General features: G+C 33.8%; 17 protein-coding genes. 5 read left to right on the top strand and 12 right to left on the bottom strand.

All coding sequences use genetic code 11. From position 1 onward, the window contains the following. Window positions 1-31 precede the first annotated feature (31 nt). Window positions 32-736, top strand: coding sequence for a hypothetical protein (locus MKS83_RS02340; protein WP_240581808.1), 705 nt, complete (start codon window positions 32-34; stop codon window positions 734-736). 16 nt (window positions 737-752) lie between these two features. On the opposite strand, the gene MKS83_RS02345 is transcribed toward MKS83_RS02340, so the two are convergent. Then, on the bottom strand, window positions 753-1,442 hold the full coding sequence (locus MKS83_RS02345) for an HAD family hydrolase (RefSeq protein ID WP_240581809.1): 690 nt from the start codon (window positions 1,440-1,442) through the stop codon (window positions 753-755). An 87-nt stretch (window positions 1,443-1,529) separates the two neighbouring features. Here MKS83_RS02345 and MKS83_RS02350 point away from each other — a divergent pair, with 87 nt between their 5' ends. Both MKS83_RS02350 and MKS83_RS02355 read left to right on the top strand, forming a co-directional pair. Continuing rightward, window positions 1,530-2,108, top strand: a complete 579-nt coding sequence (locus MKS83_RS02350; RefSeq protein ID WP_100375538.1) for a Crp/Fnr family transcriptional regulator — start codon at window positions 1,530-1,532, stop codon at window positions 2,106-2,108. Window positions 2,109-2,162: 54 nt separating this feature from the next. Then, a complete protein-coding gene (locus tag MKS83_RS02355; protein WP_240581810.1) occupies window positions 2,163-2,666 on the top strand; it encodes a GNAT family N-acetyltransferase in 504 nt (167 codons plus the stop codon). A 32-nt stretch (window positions 2,667-2,698) separates the two neighbouring features. Here the strand turns inward: MKS83_RS02355 and MKS83_RS02360 are convergent, their stop codons facing one another. The 9 genes from MKS83_RS02360 to MKS83_RS02400 form a co-directional block, all read right to left on the bottom strand. Then, window positions 2,699-3,517 (bottom strand): GLPGLI family protein, encoded by an 819-nt coding sequence (locus tag MKS83_RS02360; protein WP_240581811.1) that lies wholly within the window; start codon window positions 3,515-3,517, stop codon window positions 2,699-2,701. A 117-nt stretch (window positions 3,518-3,634) separates the two neighbouring features. Next, window positions 3,635-4,996: an MATE family efflux transporter gene (locus MKS83_RS02365; RefSeq protein ID WP_240581812.1), complete on the bottom strand. Its 1,362-nt coding sequence runs from the start codon at window positions 4,994-4,996 to the stop codon at window positions 3,635-3,637. 99 nt (window positions 4,997-5,095) lie between these two features. Continuing rightward, window positions 5,096-6,280: a sigma-54-dependent transcriptional regulator gene (locus MKS83_RS02370; RefSeq protein ID WP_100375542.1), complete on the bottom strand. Its 1,185-nt coding sequence runs from the start codon at window positions 6,278-6,280 to the stop codon at window positions 5,096-5,098. A gap of 57 nt (window positions 6,281-6,337) precedes the next feature. Beyond that, entirely contained in the window at window positions 6,338-6,997 is a 660-nt protein-coding gene (locus MKS83_RS02375; protein WP_240581813.1) for a YggS family pyridoxal phosphate-dependent enzyme, read from the bottom strand. 193 nt (window positions 6,998-7,190) lie between these two features. Next, window positions 7,191-8,057: a polysaccharide deacetylase family protein gene (locus tag MKS83_RS02380; protein WP_240581814.1), complete on the bottom strand. Its 867-nt coding sequence runs from the start codon at window positions 8,055-8,057 to the stop codon at window positions 7,191-7,193. Window positions 8,058-8,175: 118 nt separating this feature from the next. After that, window positions 8,176-8,904 (bottom strand): DUF72 domain-containing protein, encoded by a 729-nt coding sequence (locus MKS83_RS02385; RefSeq protein ID WP_240581815.1) that lies wholly within the window; start codon window positions 8,902-8,904, stop codon window positions 8,176-8,178. Between the two features lie 2 nt (window positions 8,905-8,906). Beyond that, complete coding sequence (locus MKS83_RS02390; protein ID WP_240581816.1) at window positions 8,907-11,744, bottom strand: heavy metal translocating P-type ATPase; 2,838 nt, start codon at window positions 11,742-11,744, stop codon at window positions 8,907-8,909. A 139-nt stretch (window positions 11,745-11,883) separates the two neighbouring features. Then, complete coding sequence (locus tag MKS83_RS02395) at window positions 11,884-12,444, bottom strand: helix-turn-helix domain-containing protein (RefSeq protein WP_240581817.1); 561 nt, start codon at window positions 12,442-12,444, stop codon at window positions 11,884-11,886. Next, window positions 12,441-12,845 carry an acyl-CoA thioesterase gene (locus tag MKS83_RS02400; protein ID WP_240581818.1) on the bottom strand — a complete coding sequence of 135 codons (405 nt, stop codon included), beginning with the start codon at window positions 12,843-12,845 and terminating at the stop codon, window positions 12,441-12,443. Before MKS83_RS02400 ends, MKS83_RS02395 begins: the two co-directional genes overlap by 4 nt. A 307-nt stretch (window positions 12,846-13,152) precedes the next feature. Here MKS83_RS02400 and MKS83_RS02405 point away from each other — a divergent pair, with 307 nt between their 5' ends. Further along, window positions 13,153-13,512: an RNA recognition motif domain-containing protein gene (locus tag MKS83_RS02405; RefSeq protein ID WP_100375550.1), complete on the top strand. Its 360-nt coding sequence runs from the start codon at window positions 13,153-13,155 to the stop codon at window positions 13,510-13,512. Window positions 13,513-13,563: 51 nt separating this feature from the next. Here MKS83_RS02405 and MKS83_RS02410 read toward each other — a convergent pair whose 3' ends face one another. Together MKS83_RS02410 and MKS83_RS02415 are read right to left on the bottom strand one after the other, a co-directional pair. After that, the gene (locus MKS83_RS02410; RefSeq protein WP_240581819.1) at window positions 13,564-14,031 is read right to left on the bottom strand and encodes a BlaI/MecI/CopY family transcriptional regulator; all 468 of its coding nucleotides are present in this window, start codon (window positions 14,029-14,031) and stop codon (window positions 13,564-13,566) included. Between the two features lie 9 nt (window positions 14,032-14,040). Continuing rightward, a complete protein-coding gene (locus tag MKS83_RS02415; protein WP_240581820.1) occupies window positions 14,041-14,643 on the bottom strand; it encodes a phosphatase PAP2 family protein in 603 nt (200 codons plus the stop codon). Between the two features lie 127 nt (window positions 14,644-14,770). Here MKS83_RS02415 and pdhA point away from each other — a divergent pair, with 127 nt between their 5' ends. Then, entirely contained in the window at window positions 14,771-15,772 is a 1,002-nt protein-coding gene (gene pdhA / locus MKS83_RS02420) for a pyruvate dehydrogenase (acetyl-transferring) E1 component subunit alpha (RefSeq protein WP_100375553.1), read from the top strand. Window positions 15,773-15,797: the final 25 nt, after the last annotated feature.

The following is a 15,797-nucleotide window of genomic DNA, read 5'->3' on the forward strand; positions in this document are numbered from 1 at the left end:
TTTATTTTTGTTCTAAAACTATAACCATTAAATGAAAATACTTTCTTTTTTAATATGTATCCCCATATTCCATTTTGGACAACTTTCACCCAAAGTAAATAAACTGTATCAAAGATTATCAGAAAGTGATAAAGTCGAATCACAACAAGTCGGAGATTTTTTTGGAGAAAGTCCGGTTTACAGATGTTTTTTAGATATTAGTGATATTGCAACAGATAAGGAATTGGAATATATGGCGTACAATGGAAATCCTGTTGTAAAAACCTATGCTTCGAAAAGTATTTTTAGAAGAAAACTTAAATCTCTAGATAATTTGTTTGATTATTATTTAAAAAACAATGATTCTGTATCTATTCTCGAAGGTTGTATAGGGAGTGATTCATTCTTGGCAGATGAATTATACAAATATGCATTTAGAGAAAAAATGGATATTGATAACATGAAATGGCGAGAAAAACATCAAGATAGCATAATTAAATCCGGTGGAAAAGTAATTGATGAAATATACGAAAAACAGCAACCCGTGTGGAAGGAAAAAGAGATTGATTCTTTATTAGTGCAATTCGAATATGCTATTCTCAATGATAAGTCATCTCCAAAGCATTTAGTGGAAATAGTAGCAGAATACAGCTTTTACACAGATAGAAAAATTCCCTATTTTCAAAAGTTGATTTACTTTGATGAAAAATATAATTCAGAAATGATAAAACAGTATATGGAATTTTGTTCAAAATAAATCTATAATAAATCTTCTATAAATAATCCAAAATATCATTAAGCTTTTCCAGTTCCATAAAATTGGAATATTCTATATTAAGATCATGCTGTTCATGCACCCAGGTTACATGATATGGAATATGAGCGGCAGATCCGCCAATTTCTAAGACGGGCAAAATATCAGATTTAATAGAATTCCCGAGCATTAAAAAGTTTTCAGGTTTACAATCGAGATGCTTTAAAAGTTTTTGATAATCACTTTCTTTTTTATCGCTCATAATTTCAATATGATGAAAATATTCCTGCAATCCTGATTTCTTTAACTTGCGTTCCTGATCCAGTAAATCACCTTTTGTGGCAACAACTAATCTGTATTTTTCTTTTAAATGTTCTAAAGTTTCAGTAACTCCATCTAAAAGTTCAACGGGTTTTTGAAGCAATTCGTGACCGATCTCAATCGTTTTATTAATCAGTGATAAAGGAGCTGTACCATTGGAAACTTTGCTTACCGTTTCAATCATGCACAGCATAAATCCTTTTACCCCATATCCGTATAAATGAAGATTATTTATTTCCGTTTTGAATAATTCCTGGGAAACGGAATGTTGTGGAAGATAGTCTTCCAATAAGATGCAAAATTCCTTTTCAGCCTCCTGAAAATAGGGCTCATTGATCCAAAGAGTATCATCTGCATCAAAAGCAATAACAGTTATATTATTATTCATATTTAGTTTACTTTAGTTTTTGTAATTTTCGCTCACAAAAATCAGTATAAAAAACAAAACAGAAAAGGACATTTGTCCCGGTAAAATATGTTACGTACCAACCAACCCTTTTTAGATTATTTAGAAAAGCTTTATGAAAATCAGGATCATAAAGACAAGATTGTGTTGAAATCTTTTGAAAAAGGAGAAAAGATCTTAACACAAAATGAAGTTTCCACTAAAATAATGCTTATCAAAAGTGGAATTACGAAATGTTTTTTTGTTGAAGAAAACGATAAAGAATACATTGTAGAATTTTTGGGGAAAGGAGAAATTATTGGTGAAATAGAAGTCATAAAAAATGTTCCCTGTCTTTGCAGTATTGAAGCCATTACAGAAGTTACTGTTTACTCCATGACAATCCCATATTTCCAGTCTTTAATTAAAAATGATCTGACGCTGAATAATTTATTACTTGATGTTTTTGCAGACCGCATCTTCAATACATCAAGCAGAGCTTCTTACCAGCAGTTGCATACTACAGAACATACTCTGTCCCAACTTCTCGAAGTAAAGTCCAAAGAAATGAAAATTTCAAAAGAGGATATGGCGGCTTATCTGGGAATTACTGTAAGAAGTTTAAACAGGGCTTTTAAAGAATTAAAGGAGAAAGAACGCGATGAATAATTGGCTGCAATAGAACTCAAATCTTCGCGTATCTTTGCAAAAAAAGATCGTAGAATGGAAGAATTAACGTTCAGAAATGCAGCCATTGAAGATTTACCAAGAATCGTAGAAATCTATAATTCAACGATTGCATCCAGAATGGTGACTGCAGATACGGAAGAGATTTCTGTAGAAAGCCGTTATAAGTGGTTTTATGAACATACTCCTGAAAAAAGGCCTCTATGGATGATTGAAGATGATAACAATAATGTGGTGGGCTGGGTAAGCTTTTCTTCATTTTATGGAAGACCTGCTTACAACGGAACTGTGGAAATAAGCATTTATATGGATGAAAGCAGCAGAGGAAAAGGCTTTGGTAAGAAAGTTCTTCAACATTGTATTGATAATGCCGGAAAATTGGGAGTTAAAACTTTGTTAGGCTTTATTTTCCTGCATAATGAGCCGAGTTTAAAATTATTCCGACATTTTGGCTTTGAAGATTGGGGAACACTTCCTAATGTAGCTGTATTGGATGGAGTAGAAAGAACTTTGGTGATTTTAGGAAAGAGAATTGGATAAAATAAAAACTCGCTGAATAGCGAGTTCTTTCATTAATTGAACTTAGGTTCTTTATCTTTTTCAATATAAATATATCGGCTTTTAATTCCTTTCTGCAGCATTATTTTCTTTTTATTCAGCTCATCTAAAGATTCTACCGTTTCTTTTCCAAAGGTAGACCCTCCATTTTTCACTCCGTCTGAGAACATTCTTATAGGATCAGCATAGGTGTCTTCAATATATTTGTTGAATTTTTCAATAGAAATAGGCAATGGGGCTTTTCCGTAATGGGTTTCAACAAAATCTTTTGTTATATAGGTTTCCTGAAGTTTTATATTCTTAACAAGTTTATAGATGAAATCCTTTTTATCATCTTCAACAATGAAAATTAATCCGGGAAGCCCTCTGAATTTATAAGGACCTTCTTGAATATCGATTTCTTTAGAAAACCAGGCTGTCCATTGTCTGCCTCCAAAATCAGTGGTGGCTTTTTGTAAAGTATAACCATTGTATGTTTGGGTATCTGATAAAAGCTTCCATTTCATCTCATCATTGGTTTTCACGACAAAATATTCAAAAAAATCTCTGTACCAGTTGTTTTTAAAAGAATTAGGCTGCCTTTCCACTACCTGATCTGTTTTTGTACTGTGATGGGAATTTCCCATTTGAGAACTCTTATTGATAGAATCGTAGTCGGCAAAATTTTTATCATAAAATTTAACAGATTTAGCACTGATATCGAGATTCATTAATGCCTTTCTATATTCCTGTGTATTATCATTCCTGAGTTGCAGTTCATAGATAAACCTATTGGTTTGTGATTGATAGAAAGACACTGTGCAAATACCCAGTAGAAAAAGAATTTTCTTCATTGAATTATATAATGTTTTTATTTTACAGGAAGCAAAAATACAATATCTCTTATTCATTTCACTCAATAAGGAATAGAATTATAAAAAAAACGATCCTTAAAAGGACCGTTTATTATTTTATGGATTTAATTTTATTTTTTTTGCAGACATATTCAGGAATCGTTTTACGAGAAACAATGCTGAAATAGTAAGTCCTAATCCTAAAGCGATCCACATTCCGAATGCTCCCATTTTTAAGGTCACACAAAGAAAATACCCTAAAGGAATTGTAATCAGCCAATATGCAATAAATGTGTATATAGAAGGTATTTTTACATCCTGTAACCCTCTCAGTGTTCCTAATGCAGTTACCTGAATTCCATCTGACAATTGAAATAATGCTGCAATAATCATAAGTTTCGAAGCGAGAGTAATCACTTCAATTTCTTCCTTTTTAGTAAAAAAAGTAGGAAGAATATTTCTGCCTAAGATAAAGACAATTCCACAAATACACATGAAAATAAAAGCTATTTTCAGGTTGTTGATCCCGACTTTTCTTAGCTCTACATAGTTCTGTTCACCCAGCTTTCTCCCGATCATTACCGTGGAGGCAACACTAAACCCTACACATAAGTTAAAAGTAAATGAAGCCATGCTCAAAGCAATCTGATGAGAAGCAATATCATGTGCCGAAATCAATCCGCATATAAAGGCTGCTCCTGCAAAAGCAGTAACTTCAAAAAACATCTGAAGTGCAGTAGGAAGCCCCAATCTCACCATTTTATCAAACATTTTCTTTGAAAAAACTTCAACTTTTAAAGAAAAGGCTTTAATATACTGCTTTGTTTTAGGTTCTTTCAACAAGACAATATAAAGAAATACCACCATAAAAATACGGGCAATTAAACTTGCCAGTGCAGATCCTTTTACTCCCATCTCCGGAAATATCCAAAGCCCTTTGATAAAAACGTAATTAAGAACAATATTAATGACATTGGCAATAATAGTAGCCTTTGTTACTCCGATGGTATAGGATAAACCTTCAGAGACCTCTCTTAACGTCTGAAACGCCATAAACGGAACAATACTGATCGCCATAATCGTTAAGAAATCTACTGTATCAGGAATAATTTTAGCAGGTTGCCCAGAATGATAGAGTAGTGGCATTCCCAAAAACAAAATTCCCATTAAAATAATCCCCACAGACATATTAATAACAAAGCCATGGCTGAAAACCGAATTGATAGTCTTATGATCATGCTGTGAATGGGCTTCGGAAACCAATGGAGGAATTGCAAATGAAAACCCCAATGCCAGAACAAACATGGAGAAAAAAACCGCATTTCCTAAAGATACGGAAGCTAATGCATCTGCTCCCAATAGTTTTCCTACAATGATGTTGTCAAATAAATTGACCGAGACCTGTCCTACCTGGGTCAACATGACCGGTAAGGCAAGTGCTAAAGTTTCTTTCGTATATTTTTTATTTAAAAAGCTCATAATTTAAAATTCATATAGTTTGTAGTTTGAGTTCAAAAAAAAATTGCAGTAACAAATGATACTGCAATTTTTATAATTTATATTAAGTAATAATCTACATTATTTCCTTACAAAACTTGCAACGTCTTCGGCAGACACAGTGCTTCCACCTAAAATAATTAACCTTTCTACAACATTTCTTAATTCTCTGATGTTTCCTGTCCATGAAAGCGCTTTTAGGGCTTCAATCGCTTTATCATCGAATTTTTTTGTTGCGGTACCGTGCTCATCGGCGATCATTCCTGAGAAATGTTCAACCAGTAATTTGATGTCTTCTTTTCTTTCATCCAATGGCGGTACATAAATTTCGATCACAGAAAGTCTGTGGTAAAGGTCTTCTCTGAATCTTCCTGCTTCTATTTCCTTCTGCATATTTTTATTGGTTGCTGCCAATACTCTTACATCAACTTTTATTTCTTTGTCGCTTCCTACAGGAGAAACTTTACTTTCCTGTAGTGCTCTCAACACTTTTGCCTGAGCAATAAGGCTCATATCACCAATTTCATCCAGGAAAATAGTACCTCCGTTAGCCTGTTCAAATTTTCCTTGTTTATCCTTGATAGCCCCTGTAAAAGATCCTTTTACGTGACCAAAAAGCTCAGACTCTATAAGTTCAGAAGGAATGGCAGCACAGTTTACTTCAATCATCGGGCCTTTTGCTCTCTCACTTTGATTGTGAATAGCATGCGCTACAAGCTCTTTTCCGGCGCCGTTGGGACCTGTAATTAAAACTCTGGCATCAGAAACAGCAACTTTATCAATCATATCCTGAATCTTCTGCAATTCTGCAGACTGACCGATCATTTGATATTTTTTGCTTACTTTTTTCTTAAGCGTTTTATTTTCGGTTTGAAGGTTTTTATTTTCTTTCTTCAGAGACTCTTTTGTTAAAGCATTTTTAACGCTTGTAATCAGTCTGTTGATGTCTATAGGCTTCGAAATAAAATCATAAGCACCTTCCTTTAAACAGGAAACTGCAGAATCAATATCTGCGTGCCCTGAAATCATAATAAAAGTAGTTTCAGGTTTTAGTGCTAAACTTTGCTTTAAAAGCTCAGTTCCCGAAAGTTTGGGCATTTTGATGTCAGAAATTACCAATGCAAAGTCTTCTTTCTCTACCTGTTTATAGCCTTCAAGGCCATCTTCAGCGATTACAAATTCATAATCAGTAAGTTCATCTGAGAGAATACTGTGAAGAACTCCCGATATTGCTTTTTCGTCTTCTACGATAAGGATTTTTTGCATAGTTGCAAATTTAGAAATTTTTGATTGAATTATTAGCAAAAACCATACCTAAATGATCTATTTCGTATAATCTCTTCTTCCGAAAATAGCAGAACCGACTCTTATGGAATTGGCACCACATTCTATCGCAACAGGGAAGTCATCACTCATTCCCATTGACAATGTTTGTAAAGATTTTTGCTTATTCAGCTCATCAAAAAGACTTTTTAATATTGAAAATTCTTTTCTGATCTGCTGTTCATCTTCGGTGAATGTTGCCATTCCCATCAATCCTGTAACTTCTATATTTGAAAATGCTCCGTCTGTATATTTTTGGAATAAAGCTCTGGCTTCATTAGTTTCTAGTCCGAATTTACTTTCTTCTTCAGCAATTTTTACCTGAAGTAAAACTTTAATTTTTCTATCGTACTTTGCTGCCTCTTTGTTGATTTCTAACATTAATTTTTCAGAATCAACACTTTGGATCGTATCTATAAACTCGGCAATATATTTTACCTTATTGGTTTGCAGATGCCCGATCAGATGCCATTGAATATCTTTAGGAAGAAGCGGATATTTTTCCATTACTTCCTGAACTTTATTCTCACCAAAGACTCTTTGACCTAAATCGTAGACTTCCTGAATTGCTGAAACCGGATGTGTTTTGGATACAGCAACCAACTGTACATGTGCCGGAAGCTGGCTTTTTATTGTATTATAATTTTCCTGAATGCTCATGATTGCAAATTTCTGAATTTTAAAAGCAAAAAACGAATTAATTTATAAATTTTAGAATCAGTTTTACGAATAAAAAAGCCAAAAAAATGATTGTCTGTCATTCTGAACGAAACTAAGAGCAATGAAGAATCTATTTTGAATAAAGCTGAGATCCTTCCTTCGTCAGAATGGCAGACAACCAAGAATATTTATATTAATTCAAAACTTCATTAATCTTAGGATATTCCGAAATTTTTCTGAAAACAAATCGATTGCTTTTCTGGAGCTTTTCAATAAACAGATCAAGCTCATTGATAGAATCAGCATCTGTTAGATACTGATCATGAGTAAGAAAAACAAGATGTCTTGAAGTTTTTTCTAAGTCATTAAAAAAAATACTATCCACTTTTTTCAGCATAGCTTCATGATTGCCTTTCAGCGCCATTTTCTGACCGGGTTTCCATTCCAGATCCCAACCAATTACTTTATAGCCGGCTTCTTTAAGTTTATTGGCCGCTTCCGTAGAACTTTTAAGATCGGTTACATTCGTATGATTAAGTCTCCATATATTTCTTCCTGGTGTTCTGGCTATTTTATCGTATAATTTCAAGCTGTCTTTAGCTGTATCAAAATCATGTACAACACCTGACGGATTTTTATAAAAATCGGTGTATTTATTATTGGCATGTGTAAAGCTGTGATTTGCAAGCTCTATCAGCGGGTCTTTTTTTAGGAGCTCAAAATCATTTATCTGTGTCTTGCTTCCATAAACATGTTTTCCGACTATAAAAGCGGTTGCGCAAACATTTCTTTTGTTCAGGATTTTCAGAAGATTTTTTGTTCCTTGATTCGGACCATCATCAAATGTAAGATAGATCACTCTTTTGTCGGAGGCTACGTCTTCATCATCAATTTTAGGAACTGTTTTTGCGACGGGATGTTCCTGTGGAATCAGTTTTTCTGATTCTTTCTTGTCGTTTTTACGGCTGCAACCGTGGAATAAAATTGAAGTTGCACTCACCAATGCAAACATCCCAAGAAAAGTCTTGTTTCTAGACTTTTCCGCAAAAGTTTTTTTCATAAAATCAAAAAGGAATTTAAATTGTTAAAAAGAGTTAATTTTTCAAAATTATTCTTAACAAATTATGTGCCGAGTTTTGATTAAATTCTGTTTTTTAAGGATATTTAATAACTGAATTTTACTTAAGTAATTCTTTTAAATATAAAGCGTTATTAATGGCCGCTGTTCCCCATGTATTATTGAAAAAGATAAAAGTTTTCCTTTTCATATTTACAATGTTTTCAGCAAGATCTTTAAGGAATTCTAAACTATATTCGGATTTGTAAAGGACAGGTTTCCCATGAAGTCTGTAATATAAAATTTCAGGATGATTAATGATAATCTCTTCAGGTAGATTTCCCGGGAAACTTACTCCGGAAAAAATGATATTATGATCTTTTAGAATATTAAAAATCTCATTGTTCCACCAAGACTCATGACGGAATTCAATAACATTCAAACAGACAGGATTGATATTGTTAAGGATGAGATCAATATTTTCCTGTGTATTTTTGAAAGAAGGAGGGAATTGGTAGAGAAAGCCGGAAAGCTTTTCTTTTAAGTGATCCTGAATATGAGTACAAAATGCTGTAATATCCTCTTTACAGTCTTTCAGGCGTTTTTCGTGAGAAATTGTTTTCGGAATTTTAATAAAAAACTTAAAATCTTCAGGAGTTTCATCACTCCATTTCAGAAGGGTTTTAGCTGTTGGATTCCTGTAAAATGTTGAATTGATTTCTACACAGTTGAATTTTTGGGAATATAAAGAAAGAAAGTCTTTACTTTTTGCATCTTCAGGGTATAATGATCCTTTCCAATCATTATTGTAAAAGCCTGAGCAACCGATATAAAGACTTTCTTTCTTCATGTTTATTTAATGTCTAAATCAACTGAATTCAACCGGAGTGAATTCAAAATCACCGATAGCGAACTGAAGCTCATCGCTGCGGCTGCAATCATTGGAGATAAAAGAATTCCAAAAAAAGGATACAATAATCCTGCCGCAATTGGAACTCCTAAAACATTATAAATAAAAGCAAAAAACAAATTCTCCTTAATGTTTCTCAATAATTTTTCACTGAGTAATTTTGCTTTGGCAACTCCTAAGATATCGCCTTTTAATAAGGTTATTTCTGCACTTTCGATAGCGACATCGGTTCCTGTCCCCATCGCAATTCCGATATTAGCTTGAGCCAGAGCAGGAGAGTCATTGATACCGTCACCGGTCATGGCAACGATTTTACCTTGCTGCTGAAGTTTTTTGACTTCATTCAATTTGTCTTCAGGATGACAGTTGGCTTTAAAATGCTTAATGCCTAGCTCTTCAGCAACCGCTTTTGCAGTATGTTCGTTATCTCCGGTCATCATCATTACATCTACACCCTCGCTTAATAACTGCTGAACTGCTTTTTTAGAACTTTCTTTAATTTTATCTGTAAAACTAATAAATCCTAAAGCCTGATTTTCCTGAGCAATATAAGAGATGGTATGAGCTTTTGACTGTACCTCAATAGCTTTTTGCTTTAAGTTTTCTGAAATTGATATTTGACTGGAAGTTAATAAACTTTCGTTTCCAAGATAAACAGTTTTCCCGTTAATAATTCCTTTCACCCCTTTTCCTGAAATATTTTCAAATTTCTCAACTTTTTCAGGAGAAATACTTTCACCTTTTGCTTTTTTGATTACCGCATTTGACAGAGGATGTTCGGAATTCTGGTTTAATGAATACGCCAGTTTCAGGATTGAATTTTTATCTTCATTAAGTGTTTCAACATATTCTACAGATGGTTTTCCTTCTGTTAAAGTGCCTGTTTTATCAGTAATTAAAACATTTATCTTATTCATTTCTTCAAGTGCTTCTGCATTTTTTATAAGGATTCCATTTTTAGCCCCTTTCCCGATTCCTACCATTAAAGACATAGGGGTAGCCAAACCTAATGCACAAGGACAGGCAACAATTAAAACAGCTACAGCATTCACAAAAGCAAATAGACTTCTTTTACCTTCCGGTCCGAAAAATTGCCATAGAATGAATGTTAAAAACGCAATCAAAATAACTGCAGGAACAAAAACTTTTGAAACTTTATCCGTCAGTTTTTGAATAGGAGCTTTACTTCGGCTGGCTTCATTCACCATTTTAATGATCTGTGAAAGGAGAGTTTCATCGCCCACTTTTTCAGCTTTCATAATGAAAACCTGGTTGCCGTTGATGGTTCCTGAAGATACTTTATCATTAATGTTTTTTTCAACGGGAATAGGCTCTCCCGTGATCATACTTTCATCAACATAAGAACTTCCTTCAGTTATTTTTCCGTCGACAGGAATTTTTTCACCAGGTTTTACTTTTAATAAATCTCCGATTTTCACCTGCGAAAGCAATACTTTCTTTTCCTCTCCGTTTACGATTAGATTAGCTTCATCTGGTGAAAGATTCATCAATTCACGAATGGCGTTTCCTGTTTTTTTATGAGCAGCGGCTTCCATAAGTTGTCCTAAGATCACCAATGTTAAAATAACACAGACCGCTTCAAAATATAAGGGTACTCCATGGTTGTGACCACGAATTTCATGAGGAATCATATTTGGAAAGGCCAAAGCGACAATACTGAAAATAAATGCTGCAGCAACTCCCAAAGCAATTAAGCTGAACATATTCAAATTCCAGGTTTTAAAAGAAACCCAGCCTCTTTTCATCAAAAACCAACCTGAATAAAACAGGACAGGAAGGGTTAAAATAAGCTCAATAACACCCTGAACCTGATGTGAAAATGGGAAATCAATGAACATTCCGCCCATCGAAAGTATAAAAACAGGAAGAGTAAAAGCCAAAGAAATAATGAATTTTCTTTTCAGAATGGTATATGTTTCATCTTCCTCATCGTCATTTGTATCTGGCATTCTTACTAAATCCATTCCGCAAATAGGGCAGCTTCCGGGTTCATCTCTTATGACTTCGGGATGCATCGGACAGGTATATTTTGCCGTTTTTTTTTCGGGATATTTCACCAAATCCATACCACAGACCGGACAGCCTACATTAGTATCGTATACTTTATCTCCTTCACAGTACATCGGACAGTAATATTTACCTGCCATTTCATCTGTAACCTTCGGAGCTTCATGATGATGATCATGAGTATGGTGATGCGAATGAGTTCCTGCATTTTTTACCAAATCATCTGTAATTTCTTCCAAATGCATATGACAAACAGGACAATCGCCTTTCTCATTGTACATCTTATCTCCTTCACAAAACATAGGACAGTAATATTTTCCGATATTATCTTTAAAATTTTCGGGTAAATGGATAGAAGAGTAGGTCGGCTTATGATTGGGATCTTTTGCTAACTTTTCTTCAATAGGAACCAGGTACATATTGCAGACCGGACATCTTTTCCCCTGCTGGAAATAAACTTTATCCCCTTCACATTCCATGGGACAATAATAAACTGATGAGGGAGAAACTCTGTCTTGCGGTTTGATAAAAGCCTTTTCGGGATTATCCGAATCCTCTAATTTGTAATTTCCTATTTCTTCCAATGCCTTATTTAAGGTATTTAATTCAATATCTTTTCCGGAAGTGATGGTAACCGTATTCGTTTCTAAGTTAACGTCAGCTTTTACATCTTCAATACTGTTCAGTTTTTCAGAAATCTTTTTCTGGCAACCGGAGCAGGTCATTCCGAGTATTTTATATTGTTTTTCCATGATCCTTTATTTATAGTACAAATTTCCAACATGCATCAGAAAGGTTGTTATAAATTTAAGGATAATGTTTATAGAATTTGGAAGAGAAAATTAGAGTTTTGATTATAAATAAATTTCAAAACTCTAATGTATTTTATTTTCAGATAAGATCCAGCGGTTTTCGGTTGTGAACTTTCAGTTTTTTGAATTCAGTAGGAGTGAAACCTGAACTGTTTCTGAATTGTGATGACAGGTGTTGCACACTTTTATAGCCGAGTTTTCCAGCTATTTCTGTCAATGTGAATTCATTATATAAAAGCAATTCCTTCACTTTTTCAATCTTTTGAAGAATAAAGAACTGCTCTAATGTAACATTCTCATTTTGAGAAAAAGTTTTTGAAAGAGAGCTGTAATCCTTATGGATTTTTGATATTAAAAACTCAGAAAGGAGGAAATTTTCATCAATATCGAGCTCACTGATTTTTGTGATGATCAGGTTTTTAATCTTTTCAATAAGCTGATGAGCAGAGTCTTTTATTCTTTCAAAACCTGTTTCTGAAAGTTTTTTTTCTATATTATCAAGATCCTGTTCCGAAACATCAGATGCTGTCTCCACTTCACCAAGATTAATGGACTTAATTTTCACCTGAACTTCATTGAAAATACTGGTAACCGCAGAAATACACCTGCCACAAACCATATTTTTTATGAAAATCTTCATTGCTGATCCTGATTGTTTAGCAATCTGTCTTTTACGAATTCAACTTTTGTTTTTCCGTGTGGAGCAGGATTTCCTTCCTCGTCTAAATTTACCATTACAATTCTGTCAACAGTAATAATGGTTTGATGCGTCATTTTATTTCGCACCTCGCATCTTAAGGTAAGAGAGGTAGAGCCGAAAGCTGAAACTTCAATACCGATTTCTATAATATCGCCTTGTTTTGCTGAGCTCACAAAGTTGATTTCTGATATGAATTTTGTAACTACTTTTTTATTTTCCAGCTGAATCACAGCATACAATGCGGCTTCTTCATCAATCCACTGCAATAATCTTCCTCCAAAAAGTGACTGGTTAGGATTTAAATCTTCGGGTTTTACCCATTTTCTCGTATGGTAGTTCATATTTTTAATAATTTACAGCACAAATTTACGGCTAAAAACTTGTATTTACAGCCAATTAACATATAGTTATCAAAAAACAATAATTTGTTTTCTCAATTACTAATAAAAGCCTGATAAATATTATTTTATAAGGATTAGATTTAACAAATTCAATATTAAGTGAGAATTAATTATAAAAAAGCTTTGATTTGTAATTTTTAATTGTAACTTGCAATCGTTTATATTTGGAATCAATATTTGTTCATTAAATTTATGTTGTTTTTCTTTTATATGCCAAATTTTTATTAATTTTTTAATTTTATTTAAAATGAACATTTTTGTTTCAAACATCAATTACGCAACTAAAGAATATGAGTTGCATGACTTATTCGCTGAATTTGGCGATGTAACATCTGCTAAGATTGTAACAGACAGAGAAACTGGCCGTTCTAGAGGTTTCGGTTTCATCGAAATGGGTGACGAAGAAGGAGCTCAAGCTATTGAAGCTCTTAACCAAAAAGAACTTAACGGGAAAGTCCTTAATGTATCTGAAGCTAAGCCTAGAGAAGAAAAACCAAGAAGAAGTTTCGATAACAACAGAAGTGGAGGTTATGGAAACAACCGTGGAGGTAACGGTGGCGGTTACGGAAACAATAGAGGAGGTAACGGCGGTGGAAACCGTTGGTAAAAAATATAAGCGGCTTTTCGGAGCCGCTTTTTTTATGTCTTACTTTCAGAATTAATCTTTTTTCTTCTTCTTTTTCTTTTCCTTGCCCTTCTTATCTTTTTTAGGATTCAGAATTTCTTCTGCATATTCTAATTTAGGCTCTTTTACTTTTGCCGGCTTCAGTTCTATTTTCAGATCAAAATACCCTTTCAGATCATTTTGAGAGATCAGATTCTCATTAAATAAAAAGTCCAACACTTCTTTTCCTGAATTATTAAAGAAATTACGGGAAAGTTCTCTCAACAAAAATTTCCTGTATTCTTCCAATGGAACAAGAACAGTATATTTAAAAATTCTTCCTTCCTTTTCTGTAGATAGGTAACCTTTTTCAACTAATATTTTCAGGTAAGTAGAAACCGTATTCTGATGCGGTTTGGGTTCCGGATGCTGTTCCATAACATCTTTTAAATAAAAAGATTCCAGCTTCCAGAATAGCTTCATTAAGTTTTCTTCTGCAGCGGTAAGATGATTTATTTTCATAGTAGAGTCTTAATGTTGAAATTGTATATTGCAATATAGGTAAATAAAAGACACGATAAAAGCGATAAGCGCTCCCATGAATACTTCTTTAGGGCTATGTCTTTTTAAAATAACTCTAGTAATCCCGACTAGAGCTGCAATTCCGAGCCATATAAGTCCAGCAACGGGATTGATCGCAAAAAACAAAGCTGCAACAAATATATTGAAGGCAGTATGCATAGAGCTTTTAATGAAAAAATTGCTGATCTGCAAGGCAAAAAGAAGAATCAGAATAAATAGCATGACAAAATCAAGGTATCCGTTTTTCACATAATTAAAAACAATATAACTAATAATACAAGTCGCAATAAATATATAGAGAGTCTTTCTCTGCACCCGGTTAGAAACATCCATATTGGTATATCTGCCGGTTTTTACATTCCAGACCAGCCAAACAATGACAGGGATCATTATGATCAACAGTATTGGCAAAAAGTAATATAAAGAATCTTTCAGTGAATAATTCTTTATGCTCATATATAGAAAGAATATAAATAAAGAAAGTAAGGGATTAAAGAAATCTGAGATTATTTTTGATGCTTTAAGGATAATTGAAGGCTGTTTTTCTTCCATATTTCAGTTTGATAATGTAAATATAATATTATAAGTAAAAAAACAATTGGTATGTATACAATAAAAACAAAGTTTTTTTTATAATTTTGCTCAACTATTTCATAATAAATAAGCAAGAGCTCAACACATGAAAGAATTTTCTAAAGAGGTATACCTGAAGTGGTATGAAGATATGACTATGTGGAGAAGGTTTGAAGACAAATGCCGTTCTCTTTATCTAAAACAAAAAATCAGAGGTTTTTTACATTTGTATAACGGTCAGGAAGCTATCCCTGCAGGTTTTACGCATGCAATGGATTTAACTAAAGATAGTATGATCACTGCTTACAGATGCCACATCCATCCAATGGCGATGGGAGTGGATCCTAAAAGAATCATGGCAGAACTTTGTGGTAAAGCTACGGGTACGTCAGGAGGTATGGGTGGATCTATGCACATTTTCAGCAAAGAGCACAGATTTTACGGAGGTCACGGTATTGTAGGAGGACAAATTCCTTTGGGAGCTGGTATTGCTTTCGCAGATAAATACTTTGACAGAAAAGCGGTAAACATCTGTTTCTTCGGAGACGGAGCTGCCAGACAAGGGTCATTACATGAAACGTTTAACATGGCTATGAACTGGAAATTACCTGTAATTTTTGTTGTTGAAAACAATCAGTATGCAATGGGTACTTCTGTTAAGAGAACAGCTAATCACGAAGATATCTACAAATTAGGATTAGGGTACGAAATGCCTTGTCTTGCTGTAGATGCCATGGATCCTGAAAAAGTGGCTGAAGCTGCTTATGAAGCTATTGAAAGAGCAAGAAGAGGAGACGGGCCAACTTTCATCGAAGCTAGAACATACCGTTTCAGAGGGCATTCAATGTCTGATGCAGAACCATACAGATCTAAAGAGGAAGTAGCGATTCACAAAAATGATGATCCTATAGAATTGGTAAAACAAAGAATTTTATCAAACGGATGGGCTACAGAAGAAGAATTGGATGCTATGGATAACAAATCCAGAGACTTCGTTGAAGAGTGTGTGGAATTCATGGAAAATTCTCCATATCCAGATGCAGAAAAAATCTACGAGTACGTTTATGCTCAGGAAGATTATCCATTCTTAGATAAATTAGAAAACTAAAATTAATAATTAATTTGACATTTGA

The organism is Chryseobacterium sp. Y16C (assembly GCF_022488405.1).
GTDB classification, from domain to species: domain Bacteria; phylum Bacteroidota; class Bacteroidia; order Flavobacteriales; family Weeksellaceae; genus Chryseobacterium; species Chryseobacterium geocarposphaerae.

What these genes read in the sequence shown, in the direction of transcription:
- MKS83_RS02340 (WP_240581808.1), top strand. Translation starts at nt 32, where the DNA reads ATGAAAATACTTTCTTTTTTAATATGTATCCCCATATTCCATTTTGGA.
- MKS83_RS02345 (WP_240581809.1), bottom strand. Translation starts at nt 1,442, where the DNA reads ATGAATAATAATATAACTGTTATTGCTTTTGATGCAGATGATACTCTT.
- MKS83_RS02350 (WP_100375538.1), top strand. Translation starts at nt 1,530, where the DNA reads ATGTTACGTACCAACCAACCCTTTTTAGATTATTTAGAAAAGCTTTAT.
- MKS83_RS02355 (WP_240581810.1), top strand. Translation starts at nt 2,163, where the DNA reads ATGGAAGAATTAACGTTCAGAAATGCAGCCATTGAAGATTTACCAAGA.
- MKS83_RS02360 (WP_240581811.1), bottom strand. Translation starts at nt 3,517, where the DNA reads ATGAAGAAAATTCTTTTTCTACTGGGTATTTGCACAGTGTCTTTCTAT.
- MKS83_RS02365 (WP_240581812.1), bottom strand. Translation starts at nt 4,996, where the DNA reads ATGAGCTTTTTAAATAAAAAATATACGAAAGAAACTTTAGCACTTGCC.
- MKS83_RS02370 (WP_100375542.1), bottom strand. Translation starts at nt 6,280, where the DNA reads ATGCAAAAAATCCTTATCGTAGAAGACGAAAAAGCAATATCGGGAGTT.
- MKS83_RS02375 (WP_240581813.1), bottom strand. Translation starts at nt 6,997, where the DNA reads ATGAGCATTCAGGAAAATTATAATACAATAAAAAGCCAGCTTCCGGCA.
- MKS83_RS02380 (WP_240581814.1), bottom strand. Translation starts at nt 8,057, where the DNA reads ATGAAAAAAACTTTTGCGGAAAAGTCTAGAAACAAGACTTTTCTTGGG.
- MKS83_RS02385 (WP_240581815.1), bottom strand. Translation starts at nt 8,904, where the DNA reads ATGAAGAAAGAAAGTCTTTATATCGGTTGCTCAGGCTTTTACAATAAT.
- MKS83_RS02390 (WP_240581816.1), bottom strand. Translation starts at nt 11,744, where the DNA reads ATGGAAAAACAATATAAAATACTCGGAATGACCTGCTCCGGTTGCCAG.
- MKS83_RS02395 (WP_240581817.1), bottom strand. Translation starts at nt 12,444, where the DNA reads ATGAAGATTTTCATAAAAAATATGGTTTGTGGCAGGTGTATTTCTGCG.
- MKS83_RS02400 (WP_240581818.1), bottom strand. Translation starts at nt 12,845, where the DNA reads ATGAACTACCATACGAGAAAATGGGTAAAACCCGAAGATTTAAATCCT.
- MKS83_RS02405 (WP_100375550.1), top strand. Translation starts at nt 13,153, where the DNA reads ATGAACATTTTTGTTTCAAACATCAATTACGCAACTAAAGAATATGAG.
- MKS83_RS02410 (WP_240581819.1), bottom strand. Translation starts at nt 14,031, where the DNA reads ATGAAAATAAATCATCTTACCGCTGCAGAAGAAAACTTAATGAAGCTA.
- MKS83_RS02415 (WP_240581820.1), bottom strand. Translation starts at nt 14,643, where the DNA reads ATGGAAGAAAAACAGCCTTCAATTATCCTTAAAGCATCAAAAATAATC.
- pdhA (WP_100375553.1), top strand. Translation starts at nt 14,771, where the DNA reads ATGAAAGAATTTTCTAAAGAGGTATACCTGAAGTGGTATGAAGATATG.